14 protein-coding genes are annotated in these 15,426 nt (G+C 56.8%); 10 read left to right on the forward strand and 4 right to left on the reverse strand.

Annotated features, from left to right (window positions below; all coding sequences use genetic code 11):
* Positions 1-167: 167 nt before the first annotated feature.
* The 3 genes from brnQ (at position 168) to VCA57_RS00195 (ending at position 2,706) form a co-directional block, all read left to right on the forward strand.
* Positions 168-1,481, forward strand: coding sequence for a branched-chain amino acid transport system II carrier protein (brnQ, locus tag VCA57_RS00185; RefSeq protein ID WP_411182944.1), 1,314 nt, complete (start codon positions 168-170; stop codon positions 1,479-1,481).
* Positions 1,482-1,582: 101 nt separating this feature from the next.
* Positions 1,583-2,317 carry a DUF599 domain-containing protein gene (locus VCA57_RS00190; protein WP_411182945.1) on the forward strand — a complete coding sequence of 245 codons (735 nt, stop codon included), beginning with the start codon at positions 1,583-1,585 and terminating at the stop codon, positions 2,315-2,317.
* A complete protein-coding gene (locus VCA57_RS00195) occupies positions 2,314-2,706 on the forward strand; it encodes an MAPEG family protein (RefSeq protein ID WP_411182946.1) in 393 nt (130 codons plus the stop codon). The genes VCA57_RS00190 and VCA57_RS00195 overlap by 4 nt, the downstream gene beginning before the upstream one ends.
* 61 nt (positions 2,707-2,767) lie before the next feature.
* Here VCA57_RS00195 and VCA57_RS00200 read toward each other — a convergent pair whose 3' ends face one another.
* The gene (locus tag VCA57_RS00200) at positions 2,768-3,058 is read right to left on the reverse strand and encodes a hypothetical protein (protein WP_411182947.1); all 291 of its coding nucleotides are present in this window, start codon (positions 3,056-3,058) and stop codon (positions 2,768-2,770) included.
* Positions 3,059-3,245: 187 nt separating this feature from the next.
* Between VCA57_RS00200 and VCA57_RS00205 the strand changes: the two genes are divergently transcribed.
* The 7 genes from VCA57_RS00205 (at position 3,246) to VCA57_RS00235 (ending at position 13,166) form a co-directional block, all read left to right on the forward strand.
* On the forward strand, positions 3,246-3,710 hold the full coding sequence (locus VCA57_RS00205; protein WP_411182948.1) for a PaaI family thioesterase: 465 nt from the start codon (positions 3,246-3,248) through the stop codon (positions 3,708-3,710).
* A complete protein-coding gene (locus VCA57_RS00210) occupies positions 3,707-4,153 on the forward strand; it encodes a PaaI family thioesterase (protein WP_411182949.1) in 447 nt (148 codons plus the stop codon). Before VCA57_RS00205 ends, VCA57_RS00210 begins: the two co-directional genes overlap by 4 nt.
* Before the next feature lie 44 nt (positions 4,154-4,197).
* A complete protein-coding gene (locus VCA57_RS00215) occupies positions 4,198-5,451 on the forward strand; it encodes an MFS transporter (protein WP_411182950.1) in 1,254 nt (417 codons plus the stop codon).
* Between the two features lie 98 nt (positions 5,452-5,549).
* Complete coding sequence (gene htpG / locus VCA57_RS00220) at positions 5,550-7,454, forward strand: molecular chaperone HtpG (protein WP_411182951.1); 1,905 nt, start codon at positions 5,550-5,552, stop codon at positions 7,452-7,454.
* A gap of 136 nt (positions 7,455-7,590) precedes the next feature.
* Entirely contained in the window at positions 7,591-11,274 is a 3,684-nt protein-coding gene (locus VCA57_RS00225; protein ID WP_411182952.1) for a PAS domain S-box protein, read from the forward strand.
* Positions 11,271-12,269 (forward strand): two-component system response regulator, encoded by a 999-nt coding sequence (locus VCA57_RS00230; protein ID WP_411182953.1) that lies wholly within the window; start codon positions 11,271-11,273, stop codon positions 12,267-12,269. Before VCA57_RS00225 ends, VCA57_RS00230 begins: the two co-directional genes overlap by 4 nt.
* A gap of 111 nt (positions 12,270-12,380) precedes the next feature.
* A complete protein-coding gene (locus tag VCA57_RS00235) occupies positions 12,381-13,166 on the forward strand; it encodes a dienelactone hydrolase family protein (RefSeq protein WP_411182954.1) in 786 nt (261 codons plus the stop codon).
* A gap of 41 nt (positions 13,167-13,207) precedes the next feature.
* Here the strand turns inward: VCA57_RS00235 and VCA57_RS00240 are convergent, their stop codons facing one another.
* The 3 genes from VCA57_RS00240 to VCA57_RS00250 form a co-directional block, all read right to left on the reverse strand.
* Positions 13,208-13,999: a DUF4394 domain-containing protein gene (locus VCA57_RS00240; protein WP_411182955.1), complete on the reverse strand. Its 792-nt coding sequence runs from the start codon at positions 13,997-13,999 to the stop codon at positions 13,208-13,210.
* 154 nt (positions 14,000-14,153) lie between these two features.
* Positions 14,154-14,867 (reverse strand): anti-sigma factor domain-containing protein, encoded by a 714-nt coding sequence (locus tag VCA57_RS00245; protein ID WP_411182956.1) that lies wholly within the window; start codon positions 14,865-14,867, stop codon positions 14,154-14,156.
* Complete coding sequence (locus VCA57_RS00250) at positions 14,864-15,412, reverse strand: sigma-70 family RNA polymerase sigma factor (RefSeq protein WP_411182957.1); 549 nt, start codon at positions 15,410-15,412, stop codon at positions 14,864-14,866. The genes VCA57_RS00245 and VCA57_RS00250 overlap by 4 nt, the downstream gene beginning before the upstream one ends.
* Positions 15,413-15,426: the final 14 nt, after the last annotated feature.

Consider the following 15,426-nt stretch of genomic DNA (forward strand, 5'->3'; position numbering starts at 1 on the left):
TGCCGTTTACTCATCAATTTCGTTAGGCTTGCAACTATTAGCATCCGTTCCGCCACAAGCGGTTCAGGGTGCTGCAGTGGTCCCGCTTAACCGGTGGGGTAACGTTTCCCCCGATCCCTCGGGAAACCCTCGGTACTTTTAACTTTCTGCCAGTGGTATTCCCTTCTATGACTCGTTTGAAAGGCTCGGATCTCCTAGCCCTTGGTTTTATGACGTTTGCGCTGTTCTTGGGCGCAGGCAATATCATCTTTCCACCTAGCGCTGGTATGGCGGCGGGTGAAAACATTGGCCCGGCTGCGTTGGGTTTCCTACTTACAGGCGTAGGCTTGCCGTTGCTGACTATTGTCGCGTTGGCTCGTGTTGGCGGTGGCATGGCGTTGCTTACCGCACCGCTGGGTAAGCGCGCGGGCGTGCTATTCGCCGTGGCGGTATACCTGGCCATCGGCCCGTTATTCGCCACACCACGTACGGCGGTAGTGTCTTTCGAAATGGGCATCGCGCCTTTTAGCGGCATGAGCAGCACGGCGTTGTTGCTGTATACCCTGGCCTTTTTTGCCGCAGTGCTATTTCTTTCCCTGAATCCAGGGCGATTGGTTGATCGCATTGGCAAATACATCACGCCGGTTTTATTAGCTTCCCTGCTGGTACTGGGTGGCGCGGCATTGCTGGTTCCAGCGGGGGAGATCGGGCAGGTATCGGCTGATTATCAGAGTGCGCCATTTGTGCAGGGTTTTTTGCAGGGCTACCTGACCATGGATACCCTCGGAGCTTTGGTGTTCGGTATCGTGATTGCTACTGCCATTCGTGATCGTGGTGTGACGGATGGAAAACTGATTACGCGGTACTCGGTAACCGCTGGCCTGATCGCGGCAGTGGGGCTCTCATTGGTCTATCTGGCATTGTTCTATCTCGGCGCCACCAGTCATGGCATTGCAAGTGGAGCGCTTAATGGTGTGCAGATTCTGACTGCTTATGTGCAACACACCTTCGGCACTGTCGGCAGCCTGCTTCTTGCTGTGGTTATTACGCTGGCGTGCCTGACCACCGCTGTAGGTTTGCTCACGGCTTGTGGTGAGTTTTTTAGCGGTCTACTGCCGGTTTCATACCGGACCGTGGTAATCGCATTCGGCTTGTTCAGCCTATTGGTCGCCAATCAGGGGCTAACCCAATTGATCAGCTTTTCGATACCGGTTTTGGTGGGGTTGTATCCGCTGGCAATCGTATTAGTCGCGTTGAGCTTGCTGGATAACTTTTGGCGCTCATCCGCGCGGGTGTTTCGTCCAGTGATGGCCGTAACGCTGCTCTTCGGGCTGGTTGACGGCATCACCGCCGCTGGTGGCAAAGCGGTGATCCCGGACTTTTTCAGCAAACTGCCGCTGGCGGATCAGAGTCTCGGCTGGCTGTTGCCGGTGTTGTTAACCCTGGTGCTGGCAGTACTGATGGATCGCCTGCTAGGCGTCCCAAAAGCGGCGGCAGCCTAGTCTCCGCTAGATAAACAAGGCCGCTCAATTGAGCGGCCTTTTTGTTGGCCAGTTGCAAGCCAGGCTTGTCTATAATCGGCGCAGGTTAACAAGGAGTTTTCATGCCGATTAGTGATTATTACCTGCCGCATCTACTGGCCGTGCTCTGGTTTGTGGTTTGTTGGGCTGGCTACACCCGCTACGCACAGGCCAAGGGCCGCACTACGCCTTGTTTGGCCAGCGTACTACACCTCTATCGTGAAGACTGGATGCGGCGCATGTTGTTGCGCGAAAACCGCATTGCGGATGCCAATGTGATTGGCAATTTGGAGCGCAATGCCTCGTTCTTTGCTTCTAGTACGCTGATCATTCTCGCCGGTGTTCTCACCGTGCTTGGTGCCTCTGATCGGGCGCTGTCGTTGCTGGCCGACATACCCTTCGTGCAACAGGCCACTCGCGGCATGTCAGAAGTCAAGCTGCTGTGCCTGGGGATGGTATTTGTCTATGCCTTCTTCACCTTCAGTTGGTGCATGCGTCAGTACAATTTCGCAGCGGTGCTAGTGGGCTCGGCCCCGATGATTGGTGAACGGCATGTCACCGAGCAGGAACGCAAGGCTTTTGCCGAACGCACTGCGCGGGTTATCTCGATGGCAGCCAACCAGTTTAACCAGGGCTTACGCGCCTATTATTTTGGTATGGCAACACTGGCTTGGTTTATCAATCCCTGGTTTTTCATGCTGGTGAGCGCTGGCGTCGTGCTTATTCTGTACCACCGCGAGTTTCACTCTGATGTGCTGGAAGTAATGGTGTATACCCAAACTCCGGCATTTGACCCACCCAAGGAGAAAAGCGAATGAGCCTGCCGTTTTGGTGCATCTTTATCAGTGCGCTGCTGATTTTCATCGCTAAGGCACCCGTGGCTAGGGCTATGGCTCGGGAGGGAGATGGGCATTACGATAACCACCATCCTCGCGCTCAGCAGGCGCGCTTGAGCGGTTTTGGCGCGCGTGCGCTAGCTGCTCATATGAACAGTTTTGAGGCATTTCCGTTGTTCGCCGTGGGCGTGCTAATGGCGCATGTGACCAATAATCACGGCATTTTGGTGGATGTTCTGGCGGTGACCTTTGTGGTGGCGCGCGTGCTGTATCTGGTTTTTTACTGGGCCGATTTGCATTGGCAGCGCAGCCTGGTCTGGGTAGTCGGGTTGTTGTGCAGCTTGCTACTTATGCTCACACCGGCGCTTTGATTGCGCTATAAACCAACAGGCCCGCATTAAGCGGGCCTGTTGGTTTTACGTGTTAGACGGCTTACTTGCCATCAACGGCATCTTTGACTTCATCGCCGGTCTCTTCGATGGCGTCTGCTGCGTCATTCGCAGCATCTTCAATTTTTTCGCCAGTGGTTGGCTCATGACCGGTCACTTCGTTGGCTTTCTGCTCAATAGCTTCGCCTGCTTCCTCTGCGGCATCACCCATGGACTCGACGGCTTCAGAAGCGGACTCCTTGGCTGACTCTAGTTTGTCTTCTGGGGTTTTCTCGCAGGCTGTCAGGGCAAGCATGGAGGCGAGAAGCAGGGCGTAGGTGAATGGCTTTTGCACGGTTAGTACTCCTTGTAAGTGATCGCAATGCTGGATTTACCAGGCATAGCCATTAAACACTGTGCTTTCGCCGAAGTTCCCTGGCATTTCTCTATATGTTCACCTGATTGCCGCTGTGTCGAGGTGTGGCGAGCATTGTCAGGGGCTATCATGCTCGCCCTCTTAACGTGATTGCGGGACTGAAATCATGAGCAATTCGCCGATTCTTGAGCGGGCGCAGCGTTTTCTATCGGTGTTGCGTCATTGCCAGGTGCTTAGGATGGCGGTGCACAGTGCCGATCAACAAGGGCTTGTGCTGCGCTTACCCTACAGCCCGCAGATTGTGGGTAATCCAGAAACCGGAGTTATTCATGGCGGAGCCATTACGACGTTAATGGATACCACCTGTGGTATCTCGATCGTCTGTGTACTGCCGGAGTTTGAGATTTGCCCGACTCTGGATCTACGTATCGATTACATGCATCCAGCTGAACCCGGTAAGGATGTTTATGGCTTTGCCGAATGCTATCGGGTAACGCCGAACATCATCTTCACCCGTGGCTATGCCTATCAGGATGATCCTTCTCAGCCCATTGCCCATGTGGTGGGGACGTTTATGCGTATGGGTAAACCGGCGGATCTGCAACGCACACCCAAGGACGGTGGCCAATGAGCACACTGAACCTCAACCAGCTGGTACGTGATGCTCACGAGCAGAACAACTACGACCCGCTGCTCAACCTGATGCCCTATGCCAAATTTCTGGGTATTGAGTGTTTGCGGCTCGGCGATGACATGGTGTTTCGCTTGCCGGCCAATAAGGACTGCATTGGCAATCCAACTTTGCCGGCGCTGCATGGCGGGGTGATTGCTGGTTTTATGGAGCACGCGGCAATGCTCCATCTGCTGATATTTATGGGTATTCCACATTTACCGAAAATTATCGACTTCTCGATAGATTACCTTCGCGCCGGCCTTTATCGTGACACCTTCGTAAAATGTCAGGTTTGGCGGCAGGGTCGCAGGGTTGCCAACGTGGCTATTACTGCCTGGCAAACTAGTCAGACCGAGCCTATTGCCACTGCCCGGGCGCACTTCAAAGTCGATGAGCCCTGAGTATGCTTCTGGCAAGCCGCTCGACTACCGCAAAGGAATATTGAATGGATGCGCTGCTGATTCTGGGTGGCTTGCTGCTGATACTTGCCGGCCTGGTCTGGTTGGTTATGCGTGCATTTGCTACCAGCCTGTTGTGGGGCTGGGCCAGTCTTCTACCACCGTTTACTTTGCTGTATGTCGTCCGTCATTGGCGTTCAGCGCGTCCAGCACTGCTTCTGTCCGGGCTGGGCATTATCCCGCTAGTAGTCGGTGTGGCCTTGTTGGCCAGCAAAGATGCTCAACGCTTGGAAGCCATCCTTAGCTTGCAATGGCTGCAGCCGGAAACGCCCGTACAGGCTGACTTAGCTATCGATTTGCGGGGAGTGCTGCATGGTCGGGAATTCTCCCCAAAACAAGCCGAGCTAATTGATGGCGTATTGAGCCTGCGTGAAGGCCCGGATTTTTTTGCGCAGAGTGAGTTGCTGATTCGCCTGCCGACGGTCTCACCAGGGCCCGTGCGAGTTGATGTCCTGCCCTCTGATGAGGGCGTGTTGCCCGAAGTCGAAGTCAGTTGGTTACTGCCGGAGCAGGAGTTACCCGAAGCGCGGCGCTTGAGCCGTGGCTATACCTTGCACTTGGATCTACAACCGGTGCCGCCTAACAAGCTGGTCGGGGATTTGCACTTAGTTCTACCTGCACAATACAAAACGACGCTTAGCGGCAAGGTCGAGTTGTTCAGCAATGGTTTGCGTTATCGCAAAGGCGCGGTGGACCGCCAGTTTGACTCGGCAGATACCCTGAGCTTTGTCATCGAAGATTACCTGCAGCGCCGTTTTGCTACGCGCAAGGTGCAGGTGCTACCGCTGGGCAATTTTAGTTTCCCCCAGCAGCGCATCGACCTGAATGTGCAGGCGCGGATCAATGGCGAGCTGCAGCAGCTCCCCGTGCTGCTAGAAAAACAGGATCAGCGTGGGTGGCAGGTGGCAGATGACCGATTCCCTGTATTGCCTACTGTCGACGCGGCTCCCGCTGTGCCCGCTAAAACCGTAATCAGCGCCGCTGCTATGCCAGAGCGGGTCAGCCGGCCCTTGGATCGCCGTGTTCGTTTCAGTCTCGAAGGTTTGTTGCGTAGCCCGAGCCGCTACCAGAATCTCAACATGCGAGCCACTACCGAGCGTGGCAACAGCGCGGAAGGGCGCTTTCAGGGTATCGATCAAGAGGGGCGAATCGTCCTGCGCCAACGCATGGGCGCGCAGGGGGAGGTCAGTTATAACCTGCTCCCGCAAGAGATTAGTCGTATCGAGTTACTGGAGCCCTGACGCAAAGCACAGTCAACCACTTGAAATCCCACAACATGCCCCCACTTCTATGACATCCGCCGCGCTGCGGCTTCGTCAACAAAGTGGAGTAAGAGAGCATGAGTGTGGAAACTCAAAAAGAAACCCTGGGCTTCCAGACAGAGGTGAAGCAACTGCTTCACCTGATGATCCATTCGCTGTATTCAAATAAGGAAATCTTCCTTCGCGAACTGATTTCCAACGCCTCCGATGCCACCGATAAGCTGCGTTTCGAAGCGCTGGCCAAGCCTGAGCTGCTCGAAGGCGGCGCTGAGCTGAAAATTCGTGTGAGCTTTGATAAAGACGCCAAGACCGTCACCCTCGAAGACAACGGCATTGGCATGAATCGCGAAGATGCGATTACCCACCTGGGCACCATTGCCAAGTCCGGCACCGCCGACTTTATGCAGCACCTAACCGGTGATCAGAAGAAGGATTCGCACCTGATCGGCCAGTTCGGCGTGGGCTTCTACTCAGCCTTTATCGTCGCCGACAAAGTCGACGTTTTCAGCCGTCGCGCCGGTAGCCCGGCTAGCGAAGGCGTGCACTGGTCGAGTAAAGGCGAGGGCGATTTTGAAGTTGCCACCGTTGAGAAAGCCGAGCGTGGCACGCGCATCGTCCTGCACCTGAAGGCTGCTGAAGACGAGTTTGCCGATGGCTGGCGTCTGCGTAATATCATCAAAAAATACTCCGACCATATCGCTCTGCCTATCGAGCTGCCGAAAGAACAAGCGGCTGCAGAAGGGGAAGAGGCGCCAGCGCTTGAGTGGGAAACCGTCAACCGTGCCAGCGCGCTGTGGACCCGTCCACGTACCGAGATCAAGGACGAGGAATACCAGGAGTTCTACAAGCACATCGGCCATGACTTCGAGAACCCGCTGAGCTGGAGCCATAACAAGGTCGAAGGCAAGCTGGAATACACCTCGCTGCTGTACACCCCGGCCCGCGCTCCGTTCGACCTGTATCAGCGTGAAGCGCCGCGAGGCTTGAAGCTGTATGTGCAGCGCGTATTCGTGATGGATCAGGCTGAGTCGTTCCTGCCGTTGTACCTGCGCTTTATCAAGGGTGTGGTCGACTCCAACGATCTGTCGTTGAACGTCTCCCGTGAAATTCTGCAGAAAGACCCAATCATCGATTCGATGAAGTCGGCGCTGACCAAGCGCGTACTGGATATGCTGGAGAAACTGGCGAAGAACCAGCCGGAAGAATACAAAAGCTTCTGGAAGAACTTCGGCCAGGTGCTCAAGGAAGGTCCGGCGGAAGACTTCGCCAACAAGGAGAAGATCGCCGCTCTGTTACGTTTCGCCTCTACTCGCAGTGAAGACGGCGAGCAAAGCGTTGGTTTGGGCGAGTACATCGCGCGCATGGCCGAAGGCCAGGACAAGGTCTACTACCTCACCGGTGAATCCTACGCGCAGGTGAAGAACAGCCCGCACCTGGAAGTATTCCGCAAGAAAGGCATCGAAGTACTGCTGCTCACCGACCGTATCGACGAGTGGCTGATGAGCTACCTGACCGAGTTCGATGGTAAGCAGTTTGTTGATGTCGCGCGTGGTGATCTCGACCTCGGCAAGCTGGATTCGGAAGAAGACAAAAAGGCCCAGGAAGAAGTCGCCAAAGCCAAAGAAGGTTTGGTCGAGCGTCTGAAAACCGCACTGGGTGAGCAGGTTGCCGAGGTGCGGGTATCGCATCGCCTGACCGACTCGCCGGCGATTTTGGCCATTGGCGAACAGGATATGGGCCTACAGATGCGCCAGATCCTCGAAGCCAGCGGGCAGAAAGTGCCTGACTCCAAGCCGATCTTCGAATTCAACCCTGGCCACCCGCTGATCGAAAAGCTGGATGCCGAGCCTGACGAAGAGCGTTTTGCTGATCTGAGCCACATCCTCTTCGACCAAGCCGCACTGGCCGCCGGGGACAACCTGAAAGATCCGGCCGCTTACGTGCAGCGATTGAACAAGCTGTTGGTCGAGCTTTCTGCCTGATCTGTTTGCGCACATAGAAAGCCCGCTTCGGCGGGCTTTTTTGTTGACGGCTGATTGACAGGTTAGCCAGGGTCGTTTGTCATGCTGTCATTGCGCCACTGGCGCGCATGCACAATCGATGTAGCCCTGGAGTGGTATGCAGTTTCTTGATCAATTTTTCGTTACCGGCTCCGATCCTAGTGTTCTTGTCCTCAGTAATTACGACCCCCTGTTAGTCGTAATGTCGCTGTGCATCGCGGTGTTCACTTCAGGTATGGCCCTGCAACTGGCAGGGGTTGCCCGTAGCAGTGAGGCCGCCTGGCCACGGCAGATGACTATTCTTACCGGCACATTGGCCTTAGGTGCTGGGGTTTGGGCCATGCATTTTCTCGGCATGCTGGCTTTTCAGTTGTGTGCAGAAGTGCGCTTTGATCTTGATGTAACGCTCTTGTCGATGTTGCCTAGCTTGGCGGCCTCCTGGGTGGCATTAACCGTGTTGGCGCGACGGAATTTGACTCTGCCGCAGTTGTGCCTCGGTGGTGTGTTGGTGGGGCTGGGTATCGGCGCTATGCACTACAGCGGTATGGCAGCGATGCAGATGGCTCCGCTGCTGCGCTACGACCCTTGGATGTTTGCCCTGTCGATTCTGGTTGCTGTCTGCTTGGCCATTCTCTCTCTATGGGTGCGCTTTGGTCTGGAAGGGCGTTTACCTGCACTCTCGGCCTTGTTGCTCAGTGCTTTGGTGATGGGCCTGGCCATCAGCGGCATGCATTACATTGGCATGGCGGCCGCTCGCTTTGTTGGCGTAGCAGAGTCGCAGCAGCCGATAGCGGTGGTCGATAGTTTGTACCTAGGTAGCGCCATATCGCTAATTACGGTCGCGTTGACGGTATTTGTAGTCGCCGTTAATACCCTACTGCGATACCGCCGTTTGAGTCGTCAGTTACAGGCCAGTGAACAACATCTGCGCTCGATCTTCGACACTGCGCTCGACGCGATCATGACCATCGATCACACCGGGATTATCCGTTCAGCTAACCGTGCTGCAGAACGTCTGTTTGGCTGGCCGCTGGATGAACTCATTGGTCTTTCCCTGCGTAGGTTACTTAATGAGCGGGACGCCGATTTGTATGAGGCGCACCTGCGGGCTTACTTGCAGAGCGGCGTCGCCCAGCTCTCGGGTTTCGAGCAAGAGTTGCAATGCATTGCTCGCGACGGCCAGGAAAAACCAGTACGCATTAGCATTGGCATCACTAAGTCGGGCAATCACCCGCTGTTCGTGGTGTTTATGGCGGATATCAGTGAGCGTATCCAGATGGAGCGGGCCTTGCGTGATAGCGAGCAGCAATACCGTTCTTTGATCAGCAATATTCCGGGGGTTTCCTTCCGCTGTTTGCTGGATGCCGACTGGACCATGCTGTTTGTCAGCGACGCTGTGCAAACCCTGACAGGCTGGAGCGCTGATGATTTCATCAGTAAGCGGCTGTCGATCAGCGCACTCTATCATCCTGACGATTATCAGCCGGTGGCTGATCAAGTGCTGGATGCCATAAATAAGGGGCGCAATTACACCGTCGAGTACCGTCTATTTGATCGTGATGGTAAGGAACATTGGATATGGGAAAGCGGCAGTGCCGTGTGTGACGAGCAAGGTATACCGCGTTGGATCGATGGCGTATTGCTCGACCAGACGGACAACAAGCTGCGCAATGCTGAGTACGAGGGCAAGGTGAATGCCTTCAGCAAAGCCATGGCGTTAATTGAGTTTGATTTGTACGGCCATGTGCTGGAAATCAATGACAATGCGCTGGACCTGTTCGGCTACCAGCGTGCGGATGTTATCGGCCAGCATCACAGCCTGTTTTGCGACCCGCTATATGCTGATAGTGACGAGTATCGAGAGTTCTGGGCGACGTTACGCAATGGGCTGTTTTTTGCTGGTGAATACCGGCGTACTGGTTACGGCGGGCGCGAGGTGTGGATTCAGGCGACCTACAACCCGATTCTCGATATCGATGGCAAGCCTTTCAAAGTGGTCAAATTGGCCACTGACTTGACGCCTCGGCGCCTGATGGAGCAGGAGACACGTGCTGCACGGGATCGTGCCGAGGCCGCAGCGGCTGCGCGAAGCAGTTTCCTTGCGAATATGAGCCACGAAATTCGCACACCGATGAACGCCATTATCGGCTTCACCGAGCTGCTTATTGATACGCCCCTGGCCGATGGCCAGCGACGGCACTTACAGACGGTGCAGCAGGCCTCGCGCTCACTTCTTGGCTTGCTCAACAACATTCTCGATACCTCCAAGTTGGACCGTGGCGCCATCGAGCTGGAAGACCTGGATTTCTCCCTGCGCGAACTGTGTGAGCAAGTTTGTGCGACCCAGCGCTTAACGGCCGAAAGTAAGGGGCTACTGCTCAAACTGGAGTATCCCCAGCACCTGGTAGAGTTTTACCGTGGTGACGCACTGCGTTTGCAACAGGTATTGACCAACTTGCTGGGTAACGCGATTAAGTTCACCGCTCAAGGGCGCGTATGCCTGCGCGTGCAAGGCGAGCCAGGTGCAATCCGGTTAACCGTTGAGGATACGGGGATCGGCATTGCAGCCGACCGTCTGGATAAGATCTTCGAACCCTTTGCCCAAGCGGATGCGTCCATGAGCCGGCGCTTTGGCGGGACCGGGTTGGGGACCACTATTTCACGGCAACTGGTCGAGCTAATGGGCGGGCGACTGCGGGTTGAAAGCACGCTGGGCGAGGGCAGCCGGTTTATTGTCGAGTTGTCATTATCGGCGGGGCAGCGCTTAGCGCCTCAGTCGCGCCAGGCTCTGCCGCAACTGCCCCCGCTGAACATTCTCGCCGCTGACGACGTGCCACAAAACCTGGAGCTGCTGCAGCTTAATCTGCAGCGTTTAGGCCATCAGGTAACGTGTGTGGCCGATGGCCAGGCGGCCGTCGCGGCCTTTGCCAGCCAAGATTTTGATTTGATCTTGATGGATGTGCAGATGCCGCTGGTGGATGGGCTGGAAGCGTCTCGACGGATCCGCGCGTTTGAGGCGACTCATCCACGTGAGCCAATTCCAATTATCGCGTTGACCGCCAGCGTGCTCGACCAGGACCGCCAGGCGGCCCTAGATGCCGGGATGAATGGTTTTGCTTCCAAACCGCTCGATATGGCTGCGCTGCTGGCGGAAATGGCTCGTTTACTGGGGGTTGCCACGCCCGAGCCTGTTGCGGTCAACCAAGAGTTTATCGATGGCGAGCACTTTGACTGGCGGCGCGGCGCTGCTTTGTGGGGCGGTCCGGTGCCAATGAGTCAGGCAATCCAGCGCTTTCTCGACGATCAAAGCGCGCTGGTTGAGCAACTGGGCAGCATGCTGGAGAAGAATGATTGGGATACCGGATGTAGCCTGGCACACCGTTTCCGCGGGGCTGCGGGTAACCTGGCACTGACACATCTGGCAGGCCTGGGGCTGGCTATCGAGCAAGGGTTTAGCCAGCGCAAGAGTTTATATCTGCGTAGCTTGCTGGAAGAGTTGTCCCGGGCGTTGTCGGCGGTTGCCGAAGCTTTGCCGCAGGTTCCCGACGTCGCTGTGAGTACGCAAACGCACAACGTTGAGCTAATGCGTGGGGCTCTACAGCGCCTGCAGGAGACTTTCAGTCGTGGTGGGTTGGATGACCAGGCACTCAACTATCTGAACCAGGGCTTGCACAGCGCAGCGCAAAAAGTGGCCATGGAGCAAATGCGCCTGGCGCTAGACGATTTTGACTTTGACCGGGCGCAGCAATCACTGAGTGAGCTGCTGAGTCTGTTGCAAGACGAGGAAAACCTAACGCCATGATGACGCCAGTTGATACTCGCCCGTTGCTCTTGCTGGTCGACGATGAGGCAACCAACCTGCAGGTACTTCGCCACATTCTGCAAGATGACTATCGCTTGTTGTTTGCCAAGGATGGAACCAAGGCCTTGGAAATGGCCGAGCGCGAGCGGCCTGACCTGATCCTGCTGGACGTCATGATGCCGGGTATGACTGGCTATACCGTGTGTGAGTCGCTCAAGGCGCAGGAGCCGTTGCGGGCGATCCCGGTGATCTTTGTCACCGCCCTGGCCGATGTTGAGGACGAGGCACGTGGCTTCTCCGTCGGCGCAGTCGATTACATCACCAAGCCAGTCAGCCCACCGATTGTGCGCGCACGGGTACGTACGCATCTGTCGTTGGTGCGCATGGATGAATTGCGCCAGACCCGCCTGCAGATCGTCCAGCGTCTCGGCATGGCGGCCGAGTACAAGGACAACGAGACCGGCTTACACGTCATCCGCATGAGCCATTTTTCCAAGGTCCTGGCTTTGGCTGCCGGTTTCAGCGAGGCCGCAGCCGAAGAGTTGCTCAATGCCGCGCCAATGCACGATGTCGGCAAAATCGGCATCCCCGATGCAGTACTGCGCAAGCCGGGCAAACTCGATGAACAAGAGTGGGCGGTGATGCGTCAGCACGTGGAAATTGGCGCGCAGATTATTGGTGAGCATGCCTCGGGTTTGTTGCGTACGGCGCAGCGCATTGCCCTGTCGCACCACGAAAAGTGGGATGGCAGTGGTTACCCCAATGGTCTGAGCGGCGAGGACATCCCGCTTGAGGGGCGCATCGTGGCGATTGCCGATGTGTTTGATGCGTTGACCAGTGTGCGTCCCTATAAAGCCGCTTGGTCGGTGGAGGACGCTGTTGAACTGCTGAATAGGGAGCGCGGTCGTCACTTTGATCCGCACTTGGTTGAGCTGTTTATCCAACAGTTACCGGCGATTCTGGAAATAAAAGAGCGCTGGGCAGAGCAAGCGTAGCTGCGAAACAGGCTGAAACCTTTGCCCAGTGTGTTGTCCGCTGCGGCGCTTGGTCATCCTGATGCGGCGGACTATGGTTGATGTTCTGCTCAAGCCCATCAGGAAATCGCCATGTCTACGAAAAATCTATTGCCCCTGTTATGCGCTGGAATGATCGGCATGGCCGATGCGGCCGTAGTGGTTAAACCGGTGCCGTATGAAATTGACGGTGAAGCCTTTGAAGGCCTGATGGTCTATGACGATACGCTCACTACGCCGCGTCCGGGCCTGCTGATGGTGCCTAACTGGATGGGCGTTAATGAAAACGCGGCAACCAAGGCCGCGCTGCTGGCTGCTGATAAATACGTCATATTCGTTGCCGACCTGTACGGCAAAGCTATTCGCCCGACTAATGCCGATGAAGCCAAGGTAGCGGCCACGACGGTGCGCAGCGATAGGCCATTAATGCGCAAACGGGCGCAGGCGGCGGTTGAGGTGCTCAAAGCGCAGGCCGGGCAGGTGCCATTGGATACCACGCGGCTAGGCGCTATCGGTTTCTGCTTTGGTGGCGGGGCGGTACTGGAACTGGCCCGTTCTGGTGCGCAGCTAAAAGGCTTTGTGTCCTTCCATGGCAACCTGGATACGCCTGATCCGCGTGATGCACAAAACATCAAGGCACCGGTCCTGGTGCTACATGGTGCGGATGACCCATCTGTATCAGCAGAACAGCTGGAGGGCTTTGTGGCGGAGATGAAAGCGGCGAAAGCCGATTGGCAATTGGTCAGCTACGGCGGCGCGGTGCATTCCTTCACCAACCCGGAGGCCAATGTGCCAGGGCGCAATGAATACCACCCGCTGGTGGCAGCTCGCGCGTTCAAGGCCATGGATAATCTTTTCGATGAAACCTTTGCCAAATAAACCGTGAACGGGAAGGCCGGGTGGCCTTCCCGCATCGTTGCTTACATGCCCGGCAGTACGGCGATATCAATGATATTGCCCGGCAGGCCGGCAACATCGCCTAGCGTCATTGGCTTGCCGCTGGCCAGGTCCAAGGTATGCAGCGTGGTGCCGGTCAACAGGTAGGCGGTGTTGCCGCCTTTGCCGTCGCTGGCGATGTCCATCGCCGCGTTCTTCAGACCATCGGCGACCATGCCAACCACTTGCTGGATACCATCGTTTGGCGGGTTTTGCAGCATCAGGCTGCTGCTGGCCAGGTCGACGTTGTACAGCGACGTTGCCTGGGTGCCGGCATAGGAGTTGGTGTAGGCCCCAGCCACCACTTGGGCACTTTTACCCTTATAAGGACCATCAGCGTCATAGGCTACGGAGCCATCGACTACCACTTCACCGGTGTCGACATTGACGCGGAAGTTGGTGCCGTCGGCGGCCAGCATGCGCATTTTGTCAGCCACCGGGTTGAAGTCGATTACGGCCTGGCCGCTGCCCGGCAGCTGCTTGTTCAGGCTGGCGACCTTGCTGGCTGCGCCAGTGCTCAGATCCAGGGTGTAGAGCTGATTGTCACCGCCCAGCGCATAGAGCATGCCGTTGGCCGGGCGTACATCGATGCCACGCAGCGGGCTTGGGCTGCTGGCAGACATGGTCGCGGTGATTTTCTGGCTGGCGCTGTCGATCTTGAACAGCTGACCGTCGGCGCCCAGGGCCAGTAGGGTTGCTGCGCTGGCAGTACCAGCGGCGAGGCTGAGGGTGGCAGTGGTAACGGCAGCGGTCAGCAGGGTATTGAGGCTGTTCATATGCGTTCTCTCATCTGTGGTTATCCAGCATCGATGCAAGGCCGGCTAAGAACCGCCTTGCAGGTGCCTCGATGAAACACCTGATAGCTATACCCACGAGAGAACGTTTGGATGTCGTCGCCTGAAAATAAATTCAGTTTTTTTGCAAACAACCTCAGTTGATCGATGCCATAACCGCACGACCGATATACAGCACCTTGCCGGTTGGCCGGTCCTTGGGCGAGCCGCCGGCCGGTTCCAGGGTCAGTTCGAACAGCTGGCCGGGTTGTACCGCGCCAATCTGTTCGGCAGACAGTTGCAGCGGTTTGCCCGGCTCCACCAGGCCCAGCGAGCGCGGGCCGATGGCTGGGTCGATAAGGGTCCAGAACTGCACGGAACGATCGGCCGGGATCTGATCGCTCAGCAACGGTTGCAAACGCAAGCCGCCAGTGCCGTCGACATGCACCACCCAACCTGGTTTAGCCGCCTCACCTGGCGCTTGCAGCACCACGGTGTAGCTGTTGGCGGCAGTATCCGTGCGCCATAGATCAGGCAGCACGGCGATGATCAGTGCGAAGGCCAGAGCGGCGCTGGTGAGGCGCCAGGTGGTCAGGCTCTGCCACCAGGCCAGCCAGCTGTTGACGTTGCTGACGGCTGGCGTCAGGCCGAGGCTGTCCTGCAGGCGTTGCCATAATTGCGCTGAGGGTGTCTGTGGCGGCAATTGGTCGCTTAGCTCAAGAAAGTGCTGCTGCCACTGCAGGGCCATTTGCGCGGCTTCGCTGTCGTGTTCAATCAGCTCGCGCACTTCAGCGGCTTCGGCTTCATCGAGCAGGCCCAGGACGTATTCGCCGATTAATGCGCGGCGTTCGGCAGGTTGCTGCGTAATCATGCTTGCAAACACTCCTGCAGCGCGCGTAATCCGGCGCGGATACGGCCTTTGATGGTGCCCAACGGGGTGGTCAGGCGGTTGGCGATTTGTTCATGGGTCAGGCCGCGATAGAAGGCCAGCAGAATCGGATGACGGCGATTGCGTTCGATGCCCTGCAGGCAGCGGCGCAGTTGCTGATGTTCGCCTTGTTGCTCCAGCAGTTCGGCGGCCTGCGGGCTGTCGTCGGCGGCGCGTTCGATAAAGTCGTCATCCAGCTCTACCGTACGGCCACGGCTACGTAGCTGGTTCAGCGCGCGGTAGCGCAGGATGCTGTAGATCCACGCGCGACCGCTGCCAAGGGCCCGCTGAAAACGTTGGGCGTTGCGCCAGATCTGCACAAAGGCATCGTGCACACAGTCTTCGGCTTGATCACGACGGCCGAGCAAGGTGATTGCCAACCCGAGCATCTGCGCGGCCTCCTGTTGGTAGAGCGCCTGGAATGCGCGGTCGTCCTGCTGAGCACAGGCTTCCAGATGGCTTTCGTAATCAAACAGCGACTGCGCCATGCACCGGGTTCCTG

It is taken from the genome of Pseudomonas sp., from assembly GCF_046581935.1.
GTDB lineage: Bacteria > Pseudomonadota > Gammaproteobacteria > Pseudomonadales > Pseudomonadaceae > Aquipseudomonas.